Origin of the sequence: Verrucosispora sp. FIM060022 (assembly GCF_003977705.1) — a bacterium.
Classification (GTDB): Bacteria; Actinomycetota; Actinomycetes; order Mycobacteriales; family Micromonosporaceae; genus Micromonospora; species Micromonospora gifhornensis.
Genome location: NZ_RQIV01000008.1, coordinates 93447 through 113496, shown reverse-complemented (window position 1 = coordinate 113496; position 20050 = coordinate 93447). Strand labels below are relative to the sequence as shown.

The 20050-nt window shown below is 71.0% G+C and carries 15 protein-coding genes; 13 read left to right on the top strand and 2 right to left on the bottom strand.

Annotation, left to right across the window (positions count from 1 at the left end; translation table 11 throughout):
• Positions 1 to 30 precede the first annotated feature (30 nt).
• Both EG812_RS21095 and EG812_RS21090 read left to right on the top strand, forming a co-directional pair.
• On the top strand, positions 31 to 624 hold the full coding sequence (locus tag EG812_RS21095; protein ID WP_043720317.1) for a helix-turn-helix domain-containing protein: 594 nt from the start codon (positions 31 to 33) through the stop codon (positions 622 to 624).
• Positions 621 to 1991, top strand: a complete 1371-nt coding sequence (locus EG812_RS21090) for an MFS transporter (RefSeq protein WP_126712547.1) — start codon at positions 621 to 623, stop codon at positions 1989 to 1991. The genes EG812_RS21095 and EG812_RS21090 overlap by 4 nt, the downstream gene beginning before the upstream one ends.
• Here EG812_RS21090 and EG812_RS21085 read toward each other — a convergent pair.
• Positions 1949 to 2692, bottom strand: coding sequence for a GNAT family N-acetyltransferase (locus EG812_RS21085; RefSeq protein ID WP_126712546.1), 744 nt, complete (start codon positions 2690 to 2692; stop codon positions 1949 to 1951). The two genes, EG812_RS21090 and EG812_RS21085, sit on opposite strands and share 43 nt — an antisense overlap.
• Positions 2693 to 2854: 162 nt before the next feature.
• Here EG812_RS21085 and EG812_RS21080 point away from each other — a divergent pair, with 162 nt between their 5' ends.
• The 9 genes from EG812_RS21080 to EG812_RS21035 all read left to right on the top strand — a co-directional run bounded on the left by EG812_RS21080 (position 2855) and on the right by EG812_RS21035 (position 15224).
• Complete coding sequence (locus EG812_RS21080; protein WP_013732742.1) at positions 2855 to 3052, top strand: hypothetical protein; 198 nt, start codon at positions 2855 to 2857, stop codon at positions 3050 to 3052.
• A gap of 75 nt (positions 3053 to 3127) precedes the next feature.
• Entirely contained in the window at positions 3128 to 4639 is a 1512-nt protein-coding gene (locus tag EG812_RS21075; RefSeq protein ID WP_013732743.1) for a replication-associated recombination protein A, read from the top strand.
• 2576 nt (positions 4640 to 7215) lie between these two features.
• Positions 7216 to 7941 carry a hypothetical protein gene (locus EG812_RS21070; RefSeq protein ID WP_415877997.1) on the top strand — a complete coding sequence of 242 codons (726 nt, stop codon included), beginning with the start codon at positions 7216 to 7218 and terminating at the stop codon, positions 7939 to 7941.
• Positions 7942 to 8095: 154 nt separating this feature from the next.
• Positions 8096 to 8557 (top strand): DUF948 domain-containing protein, encoded by a 462-nt coding sequence (locus tag EG812_RS21065; protein ID WP_013732746.1) that lies wholly within the window; start codon positions 8096 to 8098, stop codon positions 8555 to 8557.
• A 19-nt stretch (positions 8558 to 8576) separates the two neighbouring features.
• Positions 8577 to 8882: a hypothetical protein gene (locus EG812_RS21060; RefSeq protein WP_013732747.1), complete on the top strand. Its 306-nt coding sequence runs from the start codon at positions 8577 to 8579 to the stop codon at positions 8880 to 8882.
• Positions 8879 to 11557, top strand: coding sequence for an alanine--tRNA ligase (gene alaS / locus EG812_RS21055; RefSeq protein WP_126712545.1), 2679 nt, complete (start codon positions 8879 to 8881; stop codon positions 11555 to 11557). The genes EG812_RS21060 and alaS overlap by 4 nt, the downstream gene beginning before the upstream one ends.
• 73 nt (positions 11558 to 11630) lie before the next feature.
• Positions 11631 to 12089: a Holliday junction resolvase RuvX gene (ruvX, locus tag EG812_RS21050; protein WP_126712544.1), complete on the top strand. Its 459-nt coding sequence runs from the start codon at positions 11631 to 11633 to the stop codon at positions 12087 to 12089.
• Positions 12090 to 13286 carry an endolytic transglycosylase MltG gene (gene mltG, locus EG812_RS21045; protein WP_013732750.1) on the top strand — a complete coding sequence of 399 codons (1197 nt, stop codon included), beginning with the start codon at positions 12090 to 12092 and terminating at the stop codon, positions 13284 to 13286. It begins immediately after the preceding gene.
• 666 nt (positions 13287 to 13952) lie between these two features.
• The gene (locus tag EG812_RS21035; RefSeq protein ID WP_126712543.1) at positions 13953 to 15224 is read left to right on the top strand and encodes an IS701 family transposase; all 1272 of its coding nucleotides are present in this window, start codon (positions 13953 to 13955) and stop codon (positions 15222 to 15224) included.
• Between the two features lie 636 nt (positions 15225 to 15860).
• Here EG812_RS21035 and EG812_RS21025 read toward each other — a convergent pair.
• Positions 15861 to 17117 (bottom strand): endo-1,4-beta-xylanase, encoded by a 1257-nt coding sequence (locus EG812_RS21025; RefSeq protein WP_013732753.1) that lies wholly within the window; start codon positions 17115 to 17117, stop codon positions 15861 to 15863.
• Positions 17118 to 17189: 72 nt separating this feature from the next.
• Between EG812_RS21025 and EG812_RS21020 the strand changes: the two genes are divergently transcribed.
• Both EG812_RS21020 and EG812_RS21015 read left to right on the top strand, forming a co-directional pair.
• Positions 17190 to 17996, top strand: coding sequence for a shikimate dehydrogenase (locus EG812_RS21020; RefSeq protein ID WP_233579568.1), 807 nt, complete (start codon positions 17190 to 17192; stop codon positions 17994 to 17996).
• Between the two features lie 181 nt (positions 17997 to 18177).
• Positions 18178 to 19893: a glycoside hydrolase gene (locus EG812_RS21015; RefSeq protein WP_126712541.1), complete on the top strand. Its 1716-nt coding sequence runs from the start codon at positions 18178 to 18180 to the stop codon at positions 19891 to 19893.
• The last annotated feature ends 157 nt before the right edge of the window (positions 19894 to 20050 follow it).

Sequence of the window (20050 nt, the reverse complement as noted above, 5' to 3'; positions counted from 1 at the left end):
ATAAGAGTTGTGCATAGGTATTGTGGATGAATGGGGAGTGGTGAGAAGGGCCGGCCCAGGCGGGTGCGGATCGATGGGCGGCAGGTTCGGGCGTTGGCGCATCCGCTGCGGACGCGGCTGTTGGGGGCGTTGCGGATCAAGGGGCCGGCGACGGCTACCGGGCTTGCTGAGTTGCTCGACACCAACACCGGGGCGACCAGTTACCACCTGCGGCAGTTGGCCGAGGTGGGGCTGGTGGTCGAGGAACCCGACCGGGGGACCGGGCGGCAGCGATGGTGGCGCGCCGCGCACGACGTCACGAACTGGGAGAACACCGACTTCGACGACGACCCGGATGCGCGGGCGGCCATCGAGTGGATCCAGGCCGAGCAGGTACGCCAGTACGCCGAGCAAGCCGAGCGGTGGTTCGCCGTACGCGACCAGTGGCCGCCGGCCTGGCGCGACGCGTTCGGCATGAGCGACATCTTCATGACCATTCCGGTGACCCGGCTGGCGGAGCTGCGCACACAGGTGTGGCAGGTGCTGGAGCGCTACCGTGCCGAGGCTGATCCGGCCGAGCCCGGTGCCGAGCAGGTGCAGATCTTCCTCGCCGCGCTGCCGTTGCTGATCGGTGGCGGCCGGTGAACCCCCTGTCCGTACGCCAGGTCCGGCGGCGTTACCTGGTCCTGCACGGCCTGCGCTGGTTGCCGGTCGGCCTGCTGATCCCGGTGACCATCCTGCTCATGCAGGAACGCGGCCTGACGCTGACCCAGATCGGTCTGGCCATCGCCGCGCAGGGCGTGGTGGTCCTGGCGCTGGAGTTGCCGACCGGTGGGTTCGCCGACGCCCTCGGGCGCAAGCCGGTGCTGGTGGTGGCGAGCCTGGTCGGTCTCGTCTCGACCGGGCTGCTGGTGGTGGCGGACTCCTTCGCCCTGCTGGTCGCCGTCTGGGCGTTGCAGGGTGTGTTCCGCGCCCTGGACAGCGGCCCCCTGGAGTCCTGGTACGTCGACACCACCCTGGCCGCCGACCCCGACGCCCGGTACGAGAACGGGCTCGGCCAGGGCGGCACGGTGCTCGGCCTGGCCATGGCGGCCGGCGCGCTGCTCAGCGGCGCCCTGGTGGCCCTCGGGCCGATCGGTCCGCTCAGCGCGCTGACCGGACCGGTGATCGCCGCCGTCGGCTTGCAGGTGGTCTACCTGGTGGCGTTGCTGGCTCTGTTGACGGAACGACGCGCGGTGACCGGGCCGGCGGCGCTGCGCGCCTCGGTGCGGGAGGCCCCACGGATGGTGGGCGAGGCGTTCGGCCTGCTGCGCCGCTCCCGGGTGCTGCTCGCGTTGGTGGCGGTCGAGTTGTTCTGGGGCTTCGGCATGGCCACCTTCGAGGGGCTGTTGCCGATCCGGCTGGCCGAGGTGGTCGCCGACGCGGATCGGGCCGCCACCCTGCTCGGCCCGGCCAGTACGGCGGCGTGGCTCGCCTCGGCCGGCGGCGCGGCGTTGACGCCACTGCTCATCCGTCGGCTCGGTGCCGCGCCCGGTGCCGCCCTGCTGCGGATCCTGCAGGGCATCACCGTCGTCGGCATGGCGCTGTTCGCCGGTCCGACCGGAGTGCTGATCGCCTTCGTCGCCTGCTACGCCGTGCACGGCGCGTCCAACCCGTTGCACATGGGGCTGCTGCATCGGCAGGTCGCCGGCCCGTACCGGACCAGTCTGATCTCGCTGAACTCCATGGTGGCGATGCCGGCGGGCGCCCTCGGTGGGGTGGTGCTCGGCTACATCGGCGACCGAGCCGGGGTGAGTACGGCGATGCTGGTCGGCGCGGTGGTGCTGGCCGTCGCCGCGCCGCTCTACCTGCCGGCCTGGCGCGCCGGCCGCCACCCCGCAGGCGATGGGCGGGATGCCGGCGTGCCGGCGGCCGGACCGCCAGGCGTGCCGGTGGCCAGACTGGCGGGGGACGGTGAGCCGGCGGCTGGTCAGGCGCAGCGCACCGAGGTGAGCGAAAAGGCGGCGGTGTAACCGAGCCGACGGTAGAGCCGGATCGCGCCGATGTTGGCCGGGTAGACACCCAGCGCCAGCGTGTCGTGGTGGGCTGCCAGCGCGCGGCTCATGCCGGCGGTGAGCGCGGCGCCCAGGCCGCGACCGCGAAAGGCCGGAGCAACCGTCAGCCCGGCGAGGAAGCCCACGTCACCTCGGGTCCGGTCGGCCCCGCAGGCGATCAGCCGGTCGCCCTCGCGGATGCCGTACCAGTCGACGACCTGTGGATTGCCCGGCCGTGCCGTCGAGGTCGGAAACGACTCGTCGATGAGCGCGGTCAACGCCGGGTGGTCCGCCTCGGAGAGCCGGACGACCCGCTCCTCGCCCGGCTGCCGCGGCGGTGGCGTGGTCGTCCAGAGGAAGTCCCAGTCCTCGTGGCCCGTCACGCTCGGCACGGCGTCGAGGGCTTCCGAGGCCAGCCGGGGCAGGTGCACCCAGCGGCCGGGCTGGAAGACACCCTCGGCGGTGAGCGCGCCGAACAATTCGAGCGCCTCGGCCGGCGGCCCGAAGACTCCACCCAGCGGCCCCAGCGTGGCAGCGGGTAGCAGCCAGCCCAGGGTGCCGTCCCCTCGCCAGACCCGAAAGGTCTCCCGCGTCGGTAGTGAGTGTCGGACGAACGGGTGCTGGTCCATGGCGCTCAAAATCGCCTCCCGCTCGGCGAGCGCCCCGTCGGCGATGACCATGAGGATGAGCCTAGGGGTGCCGGGACAAGGGCACGAACGGCCCCTCCCGGGGTGGCGGCCTGCCCTTCTCGGCGCGGGTCGGTGCTCCACCGTGGAGATTGGCGTCGGGACCGATCGGGTACATGCGGGACGACCTACTGGCACCCCCACCGGAGGAACGTCATGCTCGCTATCGCCGCCGCCGTGGTCTTCGGCTTCGCACTTCTGCTCGACCTGCTGGGCAGCAACCTCGGAGCGCCGGACCTGTTCAACTGGAACACCCTCGTACTCATCGGCCTGCTGCTGCTCGCGCTGCACCTGGCCGGCGTGGGCGGGCGCGGTGGCCGCTGGTACCGGGGCCGTCGCCCCGGTCGCGGCTGACCGAGAAGGATCATCCCGGGCTCGGTCGACGGCGTGATTCTGGCGCCGTCGGTCGAGCCCGGTACTGTTCTCGTGATGGAGTCCGAGACGCTCTTCACCCTGGGTGAACCTGCCGCAGCAGCCAGTGCGGTGGCGGGTTCCAGTGGCGTCGGCGGCTTCACCCCGGTCGGCCCGGACGCCCCGCTGCCGGTGCGGATGCGTCCGGCGACCCTGGACGAACTCGTCGGTCAGGACCACCTGCTCGCCCCCGGCGCGCCACTGCGACAACTCGTCACCGGTGACGCCCCGATGTCGGTCATCCTCTGGGGGCCGCCTGGAAGCGGCAAGACGACCATCGCCCATCTGGTGGCCGCTGCCACCGACCGGCGGTTCGTCGCCATGTCGGCGTTGTCGGCCGGGGTGAAGGACGTCCGAGCGGTGATCGACACCGCGCGGCGGCAGCGCCGGTCGGGGGGACCGCCCACCGTGCTCTTCATCGACGAGGTGCACCGGTTCAGCAAGACCCAGCAGGACTCCCTGCTCGCCGCCGTCGAGGACCGTACCGTCACGCTTCTGGCGGCCACCACGGAGAACCCGTACTTCTCGGTCATCTCGCCGCTGCTGTCCCGGTGCGTGCTGCTCACCCTGCAACCCCTCGACGACGCGGCGGTGCGCGGCCTGCTGCGCCGGGCGATGACCGACGAGCGGGGTCTGGCCGGTGCGCTCACCCTCGACAGCGAGGCCGAGGACCATCTCGTCCGGCTGGCGGGCGGGGACGTCCGCAAGGCGTTGACCGCCCTGGAGGCAGCGGCCGGCTCGGCCACCGCGCTGGGCACCGGTCGGATCGACCTGGCCACCGCCGAGCGGGCGGTGGACACCGCGGCCGTGCGCTACGACCGCGCCGGCGACGCGCACTACGACGTGACAAGCGCCTTCATCAAGAGCATGCGGGGTTCGGACGTGGACGCCGCGTTGCACTGGCTGGCCCGGATGCTGGTCGCCGGGGAGGACGCGAGGTTCATCGCCCGACGACTGGTCATCTTCGCCAGCGAGGACGTCGGCATGGCCGATCCGAGCGCGCTCAGCGTGGCGACCGCCGCCGCGCACGCGGTCGAGTACGTCGGCCTGCCCGAGGTGCAGCTCAACCTCGCTCAGGCGGTGATCCACCTCGCCACCGCACCCAAGTCGAACTCGGCCACCACCGCGATCGGCGCGGCGATCGCCGACGTACGGGCGGGTCGGGGTGGCGCGGTGCCGCGGAGTCTGCGCGACGCCCACTACGCCGGTGCCCGCGGCCTCGGCCACGGCACCGGGTACCGCTACCCCCACGACGACCAGCGTGGCGTGGTCCGCCAGCAGTACGTGCCGGACGACCTGGTCGGGACCGACTACTACCAGCCGAGCCAGCACGGCGCGGAACGGTCGGTGGCCACCCGGCTGCCGTTGTTGCGCCGGATCGTCCGTGGCCTGGCCGCCCCCACGACGACGCCACCGGTCTCCGGTCGGGCTCCGGCCCGACCCGGTGCCGAGGAACCGCAGTTGACGACCGCGGACGCCGAAGTGACCGATGAGGTCGGCGATCGCGCCGACGGGAAGGGTCAACAGTGAGATCGCCTGGTTCGGAGCGACCGGAGGACGGCCAGGACGAGCGGCGTCCCAAGAACCGCCGCTGGGGCCGCAACAAGTCCGAGGCCGTCGCGGAGGAACCGGAAGGCGGCGAGGACTTCGGCTGGATCGACGATCTGCGCTCGGCCAAGCAGCAGCGCGGTGGTCTCGGTCCCGACGGCGCGCCACCCACACCGGAGGCACCGGCCGCGCGGTCCGGCCCGGCGGTGCCACCCGGTCCAGTGCCACCTGGCGCGGCGGTGCCACCCGGCCCGGATCGTGCCGGCCCGCCGGCCGCCGGCCGTATCGGTCCGCTTCCGGGCCGCCCCCACCCTGCCCCGGGCTCGTCGGGGCCGCCGACGGGGCCGGTCCCAGGGCCTACCGCTGACGCGCGTACGCAACCGGATCTCGGACGTCCCGCTGGTGCCGACCCGTCGTCCCCGCCGCGCCCGGCAACCGCCGAACCGCCCCGCGCCCGCCCGGTGGACGGCCCCTGGCCAGGCGCGCCGCTCACCCGCCCGGCTGGCGGCCCGCATCAGACCGGTGGCCTCGCCCCGGCTGGCGGACCCCGTCCGGCCGGTGGGGCTGCCCCGGCTGGCGGACCCCGTCCGGCTGGGGGGTCCATCCCGGCTGGAGGCCCCGCAGCGCATGGGGGATCCGCTGTGCCTGGAGGGCCCGCTGCGGCCGGTGGGCCCCGTCCGGCCGGCGGCCCGCCGTTCTTCGGTGGGCCGGTGACCGGCCCGATCCCCGGTACGCCGGACGGCCCGGTCTCCGGTGTGCCGGTCGGTCCGGTGTCGGGCCCGCCCACGTCGCGTCGCACGGTCGGCCGGCCGGCCGGCACACCCGCCGGCCCTCGTCGTGCCGCGCCGGACCATCTGGACCCTGCTGGCGTTCCTGGTCCGGCGGAAGGCAACACCGGGCCACGTCCGTACGCTCAGCCGGGTCGTCGGGCGGTTCCCGAGGCACCTTCCGGCGGCGAACCGATCGAGCGCGGCCCGGGTCGTCCGCCGACCGGCATGACGCCCGTGTCGGGGGCCGGTCCCACCGGCGCACCGGCCGGCGGCCGGCGCGCCGGTCGACGGCGCGCCGCCGAGCCCGACGTGGACCAACCGGCGGTGCCGTTGTCCGGCAACGCTCCGTCGATTCCCGAGTCGTCCTCCGCCGGCGACGAGCATCCGCCCCGGGCCCGCCGGGCCGCGTCGGTCCCGCCGCAGACCCCGGCGACTCCGTCTCGGGGGCGTCGGGCAGCACCCGAGCCGCCGGTCACCGGTGCTCGGGCGGCCGGCGCGACGGACGTGCCCGCCTCCGTACACCCAGGGGAACCGGAACCGCTGGGCCGGCCTGGCCGGCGAGCCGCCGAGGAAGGGCCGGTCACCAGGTCCGGCCCGGCCGATGACCTGGGGCGGCGGGCGGCGGATCCAGTCGGCCGCACCGACCACGCCCCACGCCAGGCCGACCCGACCAGCGGCACCGGTCGCGCCCCACGACCGGCCGACCCGGCCAGCGGTGCCGGGCACGCCCCACGACCGGCGGACCAGTCCAGCGGCACCGGTCGCGCCCCACGACCGGGCGACCCGGCCAGCCGTGCCGACCGCCCACAATCACCGGCAGACGCGGCTGGCGGCGCCGGCCGCCCACAACGGCCGGCGGACTGGCTGCGACAGGCCGGTCGTGCCCATCACACCGATCCGGCGCTGCGCACGATCCGGCCGGGCAACGCCCCGGCCGGTTCGTCCACCGACGACCTGCCCGCGACGCGTGAGCAGCGCGGCATGGACACTCCCACCGGGCCGCCACCGGGCCGTCCGGCCCCCGGCGCCGAGACGGCCCGGCCCGGCACCGGACCACGGCGGCCGGCCGCCGGCGCACCGCGCCACGACGAGCCGCCCACCGGCCGTGGCCGTGCCGTGCCGCCCGGCGTGCCGCCGGTCAGCAACCAGCCCGGCATGCTGCCGGCCGGCAGTCAGCCATCGCCGGGCGGGCCGCCGACCACCGGCCAGTCACTGCCCGGCTGGCCCGGAACGGCCTCGACGGCCGGGCGGGCGGGATCGGCGTCGGTGGCCGGGCGCGCCGGGTCAGCGCCGGCGGCCGGGCCTGTCCGGGTGCCGGGGCAGCCGGACACCGCAGTGCCCGGAGCGGCGCGCCGCGCCGTCGAGCCGGACGACCTGCCACCGAATGTGGCACGCCCCGGCAGGCTGCCGGAGCCGCCGAGGACGGGACGGTCGGGCGAGTTTCCATCCGTACCCCCGCCGGGGGCGCGGCGCGGCGACGAACCGCCGGTGCCGCCGAGGGCGGCGCCCACCAGCGGCGGACCGCGCGTTGCGGGTGGTCCCGACGGAGGACCCGCCGGTGGCCCCGGCCGACCCGGTGGCCCGCCACCGGGCCCTCACCGGGGCAACGTTCGCCCTGAGGAACGGCAGGCGGGTCGGGCCGCCCCGCCACCACGTAACCCGTCGCGTCCGGAACCGTCCGGCACCGCACCGGTACCCCCGTCGCCGTCGCGGGTCGGTGAATCGCCGGTGGTGGCCCGGGCCGCCGCGGCGGTCGCGCCGATGGGCCCGGCCGTGCTCCGACCCGGCATGGAGCCGGAGGTACGGCGACCCGCCGACGCCGAACGCGGGGACGCCGACGGGCCGGTCGACGACGGGCCGGACGACGGTGGCGAACTGCGCCACCAGGGTGGCGGCAACCAACGGCTGCGCGTGGTGGTCCTGGCGGTGGCCAGTGTGCTGCTGCTCGGCGTGGTGCCTGCCTTCTTCGGTCTGCGGGCGGAGGGCCGCGACCCGGTCTTCGCCTCGTTGGACGACCTGGCGGTGCCCACCTGGGCCGCGGTCGACCCGGTCGACGCCGTCAGCGGCAGCCGCTGGTGTCTGCTGGACTGCCGGCTGCGGGAGCGGACCGTGAACTCCGAGCGGTCACCGGAGGAGACCGCCCAGGTGTACGAGTCGGCGCTCAGTCAGGACGGCTGGCAGCCGTGGAAGCCGGCCTACTGCCCCGAACAGGAGGAGAAGGGCAGCTACACCTGCTGGCGGCGGGACGAGTTGACCCTCGATCTCTGGGTCCGGGCACCCACCTGCGTACCGCCTCCGGTGGACGGTGAGCCGGCGGTGGTGCCGTCGCTGGACCCGGAGACCGCCGCCGAGGAGTGCCCTGGATCGTTGGTGACGGTGAAGGTGCGCAACGCGATCGACGACGACCGGACCCGGCCCCAGCCGAGCACCGATCCGTCACTGACCGGTGTGGACCCCTACCCGACCCTGGGCGACGACCCGTTGGGTGACTTGACGCCGTCACCACCGTCCTGAGCCGGATGTCATCACGGACGGTAGGGTCTGGTCTGGCGTCACGCGTGTCACCCTGCCGTTCGTTCGGCAGGGCCAGCGGGCGTCGGCGCGGGCGAGACGGTCGTGCGGATCGGGGATAATGCCGCCCCGAGACATTTCGTTGAGGAGGACAGGCGTGGGCTTTTTGGAGGTCGCGGCGCTGATCGCGGCGATCGCGTTCGCGATGCTGGTGCTGATCCTGACGCTGCCCATCCTGCGGCTGCGGCACACCGTGGACGCCACCACCCGGATGATCAACGAGCTCAACGACCGGACCGGCCCGCTGCTGGGTGATGTCAACACCACGGTGCGCAACGTCAACGTCACCCTGGAGCAGGTGCAGACCTCGCTCGACGGGGTGAACCTGCAACTCGCCAAGGTCGACACGATGACCAGCCACGCGCAGAACATCAGCGCCAACGTCGCCAACCTGGTCACCGTCGTCTCCGCCGCCGCGGCGAACCCGCTGGTCAAGGTGGCCGCGTTCGGCTACGGGGTGCGCAAGGCCGCATCCGCCCGCCGGCACGCCGAGACCGAGCGCGAGGTCCGCGACACCATCAAGGCCCAGCGGCGCGCCGCCCGGCGCGGCAACCAGTGACCCGTCGGGAGGTACGAGCATGAGGCGTCTGTTCTGGCTGGGTATCGGACTGGCCGTCGGCGTGGTGGTGGTCCGCAAGGCGACCCGTGCCGCGCACGCGTACACTCCGGCCGGCATCGCCGACAACCTGTCGCAATCCGCTGGCGGCCTCGTCGAGGAACTGCGTAGCTTCGTCGCGGACGTGCGCGCCGGGATGGCCGAGCGGGAGCAGGAGATCCACGAGGCGTTCGCGCAGGGTGAGGCGTTCGACGACCAGTTCGCCGAGTTGCGGGAGGACCCGCGGCTCGGTGATCGAGAAATCTTTCCGGAGGAACACCAGCGATGAAGACGGCGGAGATCAAGCGGCGGTATCTCGCCCATTTCGAGGCGAATGGCCACGCCGTGGTGCCGTCCGCTCCGCTGCCCGCCATCAGCGACCCGAACCTGCTGTTCGTCAACGCCGGCATGGTGCAGTTCGTCCCGTACTTCCTGGGCCAGCAGTCACCGCCGTTCCCCCGCGCGGTGAGCGTGCAGAAGTGCATCCGTACGCCGGACATCGACGAGGTCGGCAAGACCAGCCGGCACGGCACGTTCTTCCAGATGAACGGCAACTTCTCCTTCGGTGACTACTTCAAGGACGGGGCGATCCCGTTCGCCTGGGACCTGGCCACCAAGTCCGTCGAGGCGGGGGGGTTCGGGCTGGACCCGGAGCGGATCTGGGCGACGGTCTACCTGGACGACGACGAGGCGTACGACATCTGGCTGCGCACCGGCGTGCCGGCGGAGCGGATCGTGCGCCGGGGCAAGAAGGACAACTTCTGGTCGATGGGCATCCCCGGACCGGCGGGCCCCTGCTCGGAGTTGTACTACGACCGGGGCCCCGAGTACGGCCTCGAAGGCGGCCCGGAGGTCGACGAGGACCGGTACCTGGAGTTCTGGAACCTCGTCTTCATGCAGTACGAGATCGCGGACGTCCGGAGCAAGGAGGAGTTCCGGATCGTCGGTGAGCTGCCGAAGAAGAACATCGACACCGGCATGGGCCTGGAGCGGATGGCCTCCATCCTGCAGGGCGTCGACAACCTCTACGAGATCGACGAGGTTCGGCCGATCCTGGAGCGCGCGGCCGAGCTGACCGGCAAGCGTTACGGCGCGCAGTCCGGCCAGGCGGCCAACCAGTCCCACCCCGACGACGTACGGCTGCGGGTGGTCGCCGACCACGTGCGGACCGCGCTGATGCTCATCGGTGACGGGGTGACCCCGTCGAACGAGGGCCGGGGCTACGTGCTGCGGCGGATCATGCGCCGGGCGATCCGGGCGGTGCGGCTGCTCGGCTGGCAGGAGCGGGCGCTGCCCGAACTGCTGCCGGTGGCCCGGGACTGCATGGCGCCGTCGTACCCGGAACTGGCCACCGACTTCGACCGGATCTCCGCGTACGCGTACGCCGAGGAGGACGCCTTCCTCGCCACGCTGCGCGCCGGTACCACGATCCTGGACACCGCGATCACCGAGACGAAGTCGGCGGGCAAGCCGGCGCTCTCCGGTGACAAGGCGTTCCAGCTGCACGACACGTACGGCTTCCCGATCGACCTGACCCTGGAGATCGCCGCCGAGCAGGGGCTCGACGTCGACCAGGAGGGCTTCCGCCGGCTGATGGCCGACCAGCGGGCCCGGGCCAAGGCCGACGCGCAGGCGCGCAAGACCGGGCACACGGATCTGTCGGCGTACCGGTCGGTGCTCGACGCCGGGGGCCCGGTGACCTTCACCGGTTACACCGAGACGGCCCGCGAGTCGACGGTACGGGCGGTGCTCGGCACCGACGGCCCGCGTGCGGCGGCGGTCGAGGGTGACATGGTCGAGCTGGTGCTCGACACCACCCCCTTCTACGCCGAGGGTGGTGGGCAGCAGCCCGACCTCGGCATGATCACCGTGGGCGGTGGGCAGGTCGAGGTGCTCGATGTGCAGCAGCCGGTGCCGGGGCTGATCGTGCACCGGGCCCGGGTGATCCGGGGCGAGGTGCGCGCGGGGGAGACCGGCTACGCCGAGATCGACACCAGTCGGCGGCGGGCGATCTCCCGGTCGCACACCGCGACCCACCTGGTGCACCAGACGATGCGCAACTTCCTCGGCGAGTCCGCCACCCAGGCCGGTTCGCTGAACGCTCCGGGTCGGCTCCGGTTCGACTTCAACACCGCGACCGGTGTCGCCCCGAGCGTGCTGCGGGACGTGGAGCAGCAGGTCAACGAGGTGCTGCTGGCCGACCTGGAGGTGCACGCCTTCGTCACGTCGCTGGACGAGGCGCGTCGCATCGGCGCGATGGCGCTGTTCGGCGAGAAGTACGGCGACCAGGTCCGGGTGGTCGAGGTCGGTGACTACGCCCGCGAGCTGTGCGGTGGCACCCACGTGTCCCGCTCCGGCCAGCTCGGCCTGGTGAAGATCCTTTCGGAGTCGTCCATCGGGTCCGGGGTCCGCCGGGTCGAGGCGCTCGTCGGCATGGACGCGTTCAACTTCCTGGCCCGGGAGCATCTGCTGGTGTCCCGTCTCGCCGAGCTGTACCGGGTTCCCTCCGAGCAGGTCGCGGACCGCGTCGAGCAGACCGTCACCCAGCTGCGCGACGCGGAGAAGGAGCTGGAGAAGCTGCGCGCCCAGCTGGTGCTCGGCGGCGCGGCGGCGTTCGCCGCCCAGGCCAAGGACGTCCGTGGGGTCGCCTACGTCGGCATCGAGGCGCCCGAGGGCGCGGCCGGCAACGACGTCCGCACCCTCGCGCAGGAGATCCGGGGCCGGATCGACGCGGCCCGGCCGGGTGTGGTCGCGGTGGCGTCCCGGTCGAACGGCAAGGCGTCGCTTGTGGTGTCGGTCAACCCGGCCGCCCGCAGCCGGGGTCTTGCCGCCAACGACCTGGTCAAGGCGGCGTTCTCCGGGCGCGGCGGCGGCAGCCCGGATCTCGCCCAGGGCGGCGGGTTGCCCGAGTCTGAGGTGCCGACCCTGCTGCTGACGGTCGAGAAGGCGATCGCCGAGGCGTGAATCATCGGCACAGCGGGCCAGGGCGGACCACTTCGGTCCGCCCTGGCCTCTTTCGCAACAGAGGTGACGGTCGGTGACTGAGTTATCCCGGGGTGTACGGCTGGGTGTGGATGTCGGTCAGGTCCGCATCGGGGTCTCCCGGTCCGATCCGCACGGGGTGCTCGCCACCCCGCTGGTCACCGTCGCTCGGGAGCAGAATCCCAGGCCGGACGCGGTGCCGAAGGATCTTGTCGAGATCGCCGGGTTGGTCGTCGAACACGAGGCGGTCGAGGTGGTCGTCGGCCTGCCGGTCAACCTGGCCGGTCGACATGGGCCCGCAGCCGAGCACGTCAAGGCGTACGCTCGACAACTGGCCGAGGTGATAGCGCCTGTCCCGGTGACGCTGACCGACGAGAGGATGTCCACGGTCGTGGCGAGCCGTAGGCTGGCCGAACGAGGTGTCCGGGGGAAGAAGCAACGCGCGGTGGTCGACCAGGCCGCCGCGGTGGAGATTCTGCAGAGCTGGCTGGACACGCAGCGGAGGCGGACGTAGATGTTTGACGAGCTGGACCTCGGTCACGACGAGCAGGATCGGGGGGACAAGGGCAAGCACCGTCGAGGTCGTAAGCGGGGCGGTCGCTCCGGCGGGGGCCGGGGCAAGACAGCGCTGGCGCTGCTGCTGGCCCTGGTGCTGCTCGGCGGCATCGGTGGTGGTGCCTTCTACGGCTTCGACCGGGTCCAGAGCTACTTCGTCACCCCCGACTACGACGGCGCGGGCACCGAGGAAGTGACGATCCAGATTCCGCAGGGCGCGTTCCTGGCCGACATGGCCGTGGCGCTCTACGACGCGGGCGTGATCAAGAGCACCAAGGCGTTCATCGAGGCGGCCGAGAAGAACTCCCGCAGCCGCAACATCCAGTCGGGCACCTACAAGCTGCGTAAGCAGATGAGCGGCGAGTTGGCGCTGGCCGCGATGCTCGACCCGGCCAGCCGGATCGTCAATGGGATCACCATCCCCGAGGGGCGTACCGCCAAGAGCATCTTCAAGCTGCTCAGCGACAAGACCGACATCCCGGTCAAGGAGTTCGAGGCCGCCGCGAAGGACCCGGAGAAGCTCGGCGTACCGGACTGGTGGTTCAAGCGGGACGACGGCAAGAAGTCCAAGAAGTCCATCGAGGGTTTCCTCTTCCCGGACACCTACGAGATCCCGCCGAACGCCACCGCCGAGACCATCCTCGGACAGATGGTCGACCACTTCCTGAGCGTCACCGGTGAGATGGAGTTCGCCGACCGGGTGCAGAAGGACCGCAAGATCAGCCCGTACGAGGCGCTGATCGTCGCCTCGCTGGCCCAGGCTGAGGCTGGTAATGCCGAGGATCTAGGAAAAATCGCCCGGGTGGCGTACAACCGCGCCTACAGCGGCAACTTTCCGTGTAATTGTCTTGAGTTCGACGTGTCGGTCAACTACTACTGGGAGTTGACTGGAAAAAAGACCAAGTCCTCGAAAGAAATGCGGAGGGAGGAAATTCGTGATCCGAAGAACCCGTACAGCACACACTCACACCCCGGTCTGACGCCCACGCCGATCAATAATCCAGGAAAGCAGGCGCTGGAAGGGGCGATGGATCCGCCCAAGGGTGATTGGCTCTTCTTTGTTGCGATCGACAAGGAAGGGCGCTCCGCATTCGCCGAGACCAACGCCGAGCACGAACGTAACGTGGCGAAGGCCAAGGAAAACGGAATTCTCTGAGAGCGCATGACGGCTTGCATGTTTGCGCCGAAGTCGCGATGCTGCTGGAATACCAGGCGTCGATCATGTCGCCCTTGACGCTGCGCGTGGTCTCGGTGAGGCCGGTCGCAGTCGAACGGTTTCCCGCCTAGGAGGATGAGACCAGCCGTCGGCGGCGACCCGCCGCAGGGCCGTGTGCAGATCCTGCGCCTGGGCCGCGAGGACAGTGAAGCCCTCGTCGCGGTAGCGGTACGCGGTGGCCCGTGAAGCGCCGAACCCCGCGCCGTGCAAGGCGACGTCCTCGGCTTTGCGGAACCGGATGAGCACCATCAACGCCTGATAGAAGCAGGTCAACGCGCGCGGAGCCGGTACGGGTGCCCCGAGCCCGGCGTTCGGCGGCCCTCGCCGGATGACACCAGCACCGGCGGCCGGCAACGTCGTTACCGAGTTGCGGTCTTGTCATTGTGCTTTGGGGCTGTTCAACGCTATAACAACAACTCGCCTGATCGATCTGTTGACTCGCCCATATCGATGGCCTAGTACTCCAACGTCAGTTGGTTTCGGCGTTGGGCGTGGCGTGGGCATGAGGACGGCCACCGCGTTGATCATCGATGGTTTGTGAGGACAACCGAAGATCGTGCGGTGGCCGTGTGCCACAGCGTAGACCCCGCCGGGTGGCGGGTCATCATGGACGAGGCGGTGACGCGTGTCGCTGGCCGGTTCGTGCGAGCGGAGCCTCGTCGCAGCGCCGGGCAGTTCGTGGAAGGGCTGCTGTCGAGCGTGGAACGCAAGACCTGCTGGTCCCTCGCGGAGCGGGCGGGTCACGACGATCCGCAGGCGATGCAGCGGCTGCTGCGCACAGCGGTGTGGGACGCCGACGCCGTCCGCGACGACGTGCGGGACTGGCTGGTGGAGCAGCTCGGCCATCCCGATGGTGTGCTGGTCACTGACGAGACGGGGTTTCTGAAGAAGGGTGTGTGCTCGGTCGGGGTGCAGCGGCAGTACACGGGCACTGCCGGTCGTGTCGAGAACAGTCAGGTCGGGGTGTTCCTGGCCTACGTGACGCCTGCCGGGCGGGCGTTGATCGACCGTCGGCTCTACCTGCCGGAGGCGACCTGGTGCGATCGCCGCGACCGTCTCACCGCCGCCGGTGTCCCTGACCAGGTCGAGTTCGCCACGAAACCCGCCCTTGCCCGGCAGATGATCGCCGCCGCGCTCGACGCGGGTGTCCCGTTCAGATGGGTGACCGGCGACGAGGTCTACGGTGCCGACCCCAGCTTGCGCGCTGACCTCGAAGACCGCCGAATCGGCTACGTCCTGGCCGTCGGCTGCGACCGCCGCGTGCACGTCAATAACGGCCGCACCCTCGTGCGGGTCGACGACCTCGCCGACCGGATCCCCACTACCGAGTGGCAGCAGCACAGTTGCGGGCCCGGGGCCAAAGGCCCCCGCGACTACCTGTGGGCCTGGATCACCACCGCCACCCGGCGCGGTGAACATCGGTGGCTGCTCATCCGCCGCAACCGCAGCACCGGCGAGCTGGCCTTCTACCTGTGCTGGTCACCCCGCCCGGTGCCGCTGCACACCCTCGTGACCGTCGCCGGCTCCCGCTGGAGCATCGAGGAGCTGTTCCAGACCGGCAAAGGCCAGGTCGGACTGGACCACTACCAAGTCCGCGGTTGGACCGGCTGGCACCGATTCATCACCCTGGCCATGCTCGCCCTGGCCGTCCTGACCATCCTCACCGCCACCGCGCAACAACCCGACGCTGACCCCGAGATCATCGCGCTGACCATCGCCGAGATCCGCCGACTCCTCAACGCCTTCGTCCTCACCGCATCACTACCGCCACAACACACCCTGCACTGGTCGACCTGGCGACGAACATCCCAAGCCCGAGCCCGACGATCCCACTACCAGCGCAGACTCGGTCACGAAACCAGACGGAAGATCAAGTGACGTTGGAGTACTAGGGTCTTCTTTGCAGAAGTTAACGGAGAGTTCGGGGGTTGATTCTGTGGGTGTTGTTCGAGGTTCACGCCGCTTAGCAGTGGTCGCAGCGGGCGTGGCTGCCGTTCTCGCCGCTTCAGCGCTGCCCGTTCAGGCGGCCGTGAACGAGTACTTCAGCACGACCGGAGCAGCGGGGAGAGCCGAATACATCAGAAACGGGGACTGGAATCTCTACGCCAGGGACACTCTGACTGACAGTCATTGCGCACGATGGCAGTACCGGGCGCCTGGATCCAGCACCTGGAACTGGCAAGGCAGTAGCGTCTGCACCGCCACCGAGCAGCACGCGACCTTCGGGCGCGCGCAGTATTCGTACCGCATCTGCCGGACTGGTATCGGCAACTGCTCCGCGCCCAAGACGCTGTATTAGCTAGGGCGCTGCTCAAGTCTGACGATTGAAGCGCGCCCGGTCAGCAATTGCTGGGCGCGCTTTAATCCGTTAGTGAAATCGGGTCTTGGTGAGTTGACGGCAGTCGGCGGCAACCGAAAATGTCATCGCGCGCTCGTTGGCAATGTGGCTGGCTCTCCTGGCCTCGGATTTCTCTGTGTTGCGGAGATTTGCAGGACCTCCGGTGCCGATCATGGTCAGGCCACGCTGATGGTGGCGGCGCTGTCGGCGGCGTCGAGGGTGAAGTGGGCGCGGTGCTCACCCGCGCTCACCGTGTAGTCGCCGAGGAAGCCCTCGACGGTGACCCGGCCGTCGGCGTCGGTGCGCATCGGGGTCGGCGGTAGCCACCACTCGCCCTTGATCAGGGCTTCGAGGGCGTCGTACGCCGGCTTGCGGCTGCCGTCGGCACGGACCAGGCCGGCAGGGGCGCCCAGCCACGCACCCCGGTCGGTGAGCCCCCAGTAGTTCACCGACTCGACTGCCGGGTGTGCGAGCAGGGACCGGTAGTGCCGGACGATCTCCTCGGCCTGCCGGGCCTCGCCCTCGGAGGTGCTCGGCCACTGCGGGATCTGGTAGTCGTTCAGGTCCTCGATCTCCGCCGGCATGAGGTGGCCGGAGACCAGCGTGGTCTCGGTCAGGTGCAGCGGCAGGCCGTAGCGGGCGAACCGGTCGAGCATCTCGTGCATGTACTCCTCGCCCCGGTATCCCTGGTGCATGTGGGTCTGCAGGCCGATCGCGTCGATGCCGACGCCGGCTTCGAGGACGCCTTCGATCAGGCATTCGTAGGCCGAGCTGAGGTCGAAGTCGTTGAGCACCAGGGTCGCCGTCGGGTTGGCCGCCCGGGCCTCCTCGAACGCCATCCGCACCATGTGGATCCGGCCTCGGGCCCGGGCCAGGTCGGTGATGGCGTTGTCCCCGTTGGCGAAGACGGGCATGATGACCGCCTCGTTGATCGCGTCCCAGGTGTCGATCAGGCCGGCGAACCCGCCGACCAGGTCGCGGATGCGGGCCCGTTGCAGCGCCTCGACCTCGTCGAGGTCGAGGCCGAGCAGCCACGGCGGCTGCACGGTGTGCCAGACCAGCGGGTGACCCTTGACCGTCACCCCGTGATCGGCGAGCCAGCGCGCGGTCCTCGTCAGCCGCTCGGTGTCGGGTGCGCCGCGTCGTGGCTCGTAGCTGCCCCAGTAGAACGGCAGCGTGGCGGTGTTGAACAGGCCGAGCCACAGGTCGCCGAGCCGGTCGAGATCCGCGGAATCCGTACCGCCGAAGGGCTGGGCATTCTCGGGATCGGGGCCGCCGACCAGGTTGACGAAGTCGAAGCCGATGTTGCCGAAGGCGAAGGCGTGCCGCCGCTGCGCGAGGGTGACGACCTGCTCGGCGAGCGCCCGCCGGTCCGGCCCACGCAGGGTGAGGGTGGTCTTTCCGATGCGGTGTCGCAGGCTGCTGTCGGACATTGTTGGATGTTAGGCGACAGTCGTCCCTGCGGTGGAGGAGCGTCGGTGGCGGGCTCGGTGCACAAGGCGGCGGTGGTGGGCAAGCCGATCGCGCATTCCCTCTCCCCGGTGATCCACAACGCCGGCTACGCGGCCGCCGGGCTCGACGGGTGGTCGTACACCCGGATCGAGTGCGCGGCGGCGGAGCTGGCGGATCTGGTCGCGGGTCTGGGCCCGGAGTGGGCCGGGTTGTCGGTGACCATGCCCGGCAAGGAGGCGGCGCTCGCGGTGGCCGCCGAGGTCTCGCCGGTCGCTGCCGCCGTCGGTGCCGCCAATACGTTGGTACGCCGACCCGACGGTTCCTGGTACGCCGACAACACCGACGTCACCGGCATGGTCGAGGTGCTGACCGAGGCGGGGGTGGGTGCCGGTGCCACGGTCACCGTGCTGGGTGCCGGTGGCACCGCCCGGGCGGCGCTGGCGGCGGCGGCCCGGTTGCAGGCGGCCGGCGTCACCGTGATCGCCCGCCGAGCGGCGGCGGTCGCCGAACTGACGCCGGTGGCGCACACCCTGGGCCTGGCGCTGACCGCCGCGCCCTGGTCCGAGGCGGTGGCATCGACGAACGCCGACGTGCTGATCTCCACAGTGCCCAAGGGTGCCGCAGACGGGTTGGCCGATGCGGTGGCCTGGCGTCCCACCACGGTCCTCTTCGACGCCATCTACGATCCCTGGCCGACCCCGCTCGCCGCGTCGGCCGCGGCCGCCGGCTGCCGCGTCGTCTCCGGTCTGGACCTGCTGCTGGCCCAGGCGATCGGCCAGTTCGAGCAGTTCACCGGTGTGCCGGCCCCGCGTGCGGCGATGTCCTCGGCGTTGACCGCCGCCTACGCCGACCGTCCATGATCTACGGACGAGTGTGGTGATGCTCGATCCGGACGAGAGTGATCACGGACCGAAAGGGTCGTTTCTGCGCTGAGCCTTAGGTGAGGATTAAGACCCGCTTAGGTCCCCCTGTCATGCCCATGCTCTGTTGTGTACACCGATACGCTGCACAGCGTTACCGCCGCAGACGCAAGGAGTTTCCGTGACCAGGCGTGGACTGCATCGCCTCATCCGGCACCCCGGTCCCCGGCGCAAGGCCGTTGTCCTCGGTGCCCTCGGCATCACGGTCGTGCTCGGACTCACCGCGACCATGGTGCCGCTGCTCGCCGACGACGACGTCTCCATCCCGGTGGTCGCCGACACCACCGCCACGGCCGTGGTGCAGGACGGGGACAACAGCGTCAAGTCGACCCTGGCCACCTGCCCGGCGCGGTGCGACGGAAATCCACGTGGTGGCCGGGACGCGGTGCTCGCCTTCATGGTGACCACGCTGCCGGCGAACGCGACGAACGTCCGGGCCACCCTGCGGGTGCACGCCTGGCAGGCGTTCAAGGCCACGGTGAGCGCGCACGCCTCGAACCTGGACGCCACCGCGCAGCGCCCGGCGCCGGAGCGCCTCGCCTCGGCTCTGGACACGGTCACCGGCGTCGCCAAGGGGTTCAACGAGTGGGACGTCTCCGGGCTGGTCACGGGTAACGGCATCTGGACGGTCTCGCTGGCCCAGGCCGGTCTCGACACCCGCATCTACTGGGCCTCGGCCGAGAACCGCAGCGCGGATCTGCGGCCCAACCTGGTGCTCAGCTACGACGTCGCCGGTCGTCCGGCGCCGCCCCCGCCGAGCGCCACCCTGCCGCCCACCGCGGAGCCGACCCGACCGCCCGTCTCGCCGAGCCCGTCGCCCAGCGTCTCGCCCAGCCTGAGTCCGACGCCCGCGCGGCCGACGCCGACCGCGACCCGACCGCCGGCCGACTCCGGCGCCTGCGGGAAGGTGTCGGACAAGTTGGTGCCGTCCTGCGGCGCCTGGTGGGGGATGTACTCGCCGACCAACCCACAGACCTGGGACCACGGCCGGGCCGTCACCGACATCGAGGCGCAGGTGGGTCGCAAGTTCGACATCGTGCACCGCTACCACGACTTCTCCAACACCGGCAGCAACGGTGCGTTCCCGGACGCGTACCAGCAGCAGCAGATGCGCGAGGGTCGGCTGATGTTCTTCGCCTGGGAGAGCCGGGTCTTCTCCTCCGGCACCGTGTTGACCTGGAAGGACGTGTACAGCGGCCGGTACGACGAGACGATCGACGCGGTCGCCGGCCGGATCCGGGCGGTGGGACAGCCGGTCTTCATCGGCTTCGATCACGAACCGGAGGACGAGCCGGCCAAGGGCAGCGACGCCGACTTCGTCCGGGCCTGGCGGTACGTGCACGACCGGTTCGCCGCGGCCGACGTGCGCAACGCGGTCTGGGTGTGGACGATGATGGGCTGGTCCGGTCACTACGACAGGTACGCCGGGCTCTACCCCGGGGACCGGTACGTCGACTGGGTCGCCTGGGATCCGTACAACTTCCACGTCTGCAACGGCAGCACGGTCTGGAAGAGCCCGAGCACCACCGTCGGATCGTTCTACCGGTGGCTGGACGAGAAGGGCATCGGTGCGGGCAAGCCGCGGATGCTTGCCGAGTTCGGTACGAACTTCGACGCGAATGATCCGAACGCCAAGCGGCGTTGGTTCGAGGAATTCCCGGCGGCGTTGAAGGCCCACCCGAAAATCAAGGCAGCGATCTACTTCAATTCGCCGGGCATGACGACCACGACCAAGACCTGCAACATGACGATGAATCACGACGCCGCGGCGCTGGCCGGGTTCACCGCCGCGGGACGGGACAGCTACCTGCGGCAACCCACCGGAGGGAGCCGCTGACGGCAACCGGACAGCGGTTTGGGACACTCGGTCGCTGCTGAAGCCTCTGGTGTCGCCACTGTCCGCTAACGGATTCACCGACCGCCCAATCGGCGGATGTCGCCCTGCAGGGTGGACGCGAGAGGCTACCGGCAATCCCGTCCACCCTGGAGGCGTA

Coding starts and splice junctions, on each gene's coding strand:
- EG812_RS21095 (WP_043720317.1), top strand. CDS start 31: ATGGGGAGTGGTGAGAAGGGCCGGCCCAGGCGGGTGCGGATCGATGGG.
- EG812_RS21085 (WP_126712546.1), bottom strand. CDS start 2,692: ATGGTCATCGCCGACGGGGCGCTCGCCGAGCGGGAGGCGATTTTGAGC.
- EG812_RS21080 (WP_013732742.1), top strand. CDS start 2,855: ATGCTCGCTATCGCCGCCGCCGTGGTCTTCGGCTTCGCACTTCTGCTC.
- EG812_RS21075 (WP_013732743.1), top strand. CDS start 3,128: ATGGAGTCCGAGACGCTCTTCACCCTGGGTGAACCTGCCGCAGCAGCC.
- EG812_RS21070 (WP_415877997.1), top strand. CDS start 7,216: ATGGAGCCGGAGGTACGGCGACCCGCCGACGCCGAACGCGGGGACGCC.
- EG812_RS21060 (WP_013732747.1), top strand. CDS start 8,577: ATGAGGCGTCTGTTCTGGCTGGGTATCGGACTGGCCGTCGGCGTGGTG.
- alaS (WP_126712545.1), top strand. CDS start 8,879: ATGAAGACGGCGGAGATCAAGCGGCGGTATCTCGCCCATTTCGAGGCG.
- mltG (WP_013732750.1), top strand. CDS start 12,090: ATGTTTGACGAGCTGGACCTCGGTCACGACGAGCAGGATCGGGGGGAC.
- EG812_RS21035 (WP_126712543.1), top strand. CDS start 13,953: ATGGACGAGGCGGTGACGCGTGTCGCTGGCCGGTTCGTGCGAGCGGAG.
- EG812_RS21025 (WP_013732753.1), bottom strand. CDS start 17,117: ATGTCCGACAGCAGCCTGCGACACCGCATCGGAAAGACCACCCTCACC.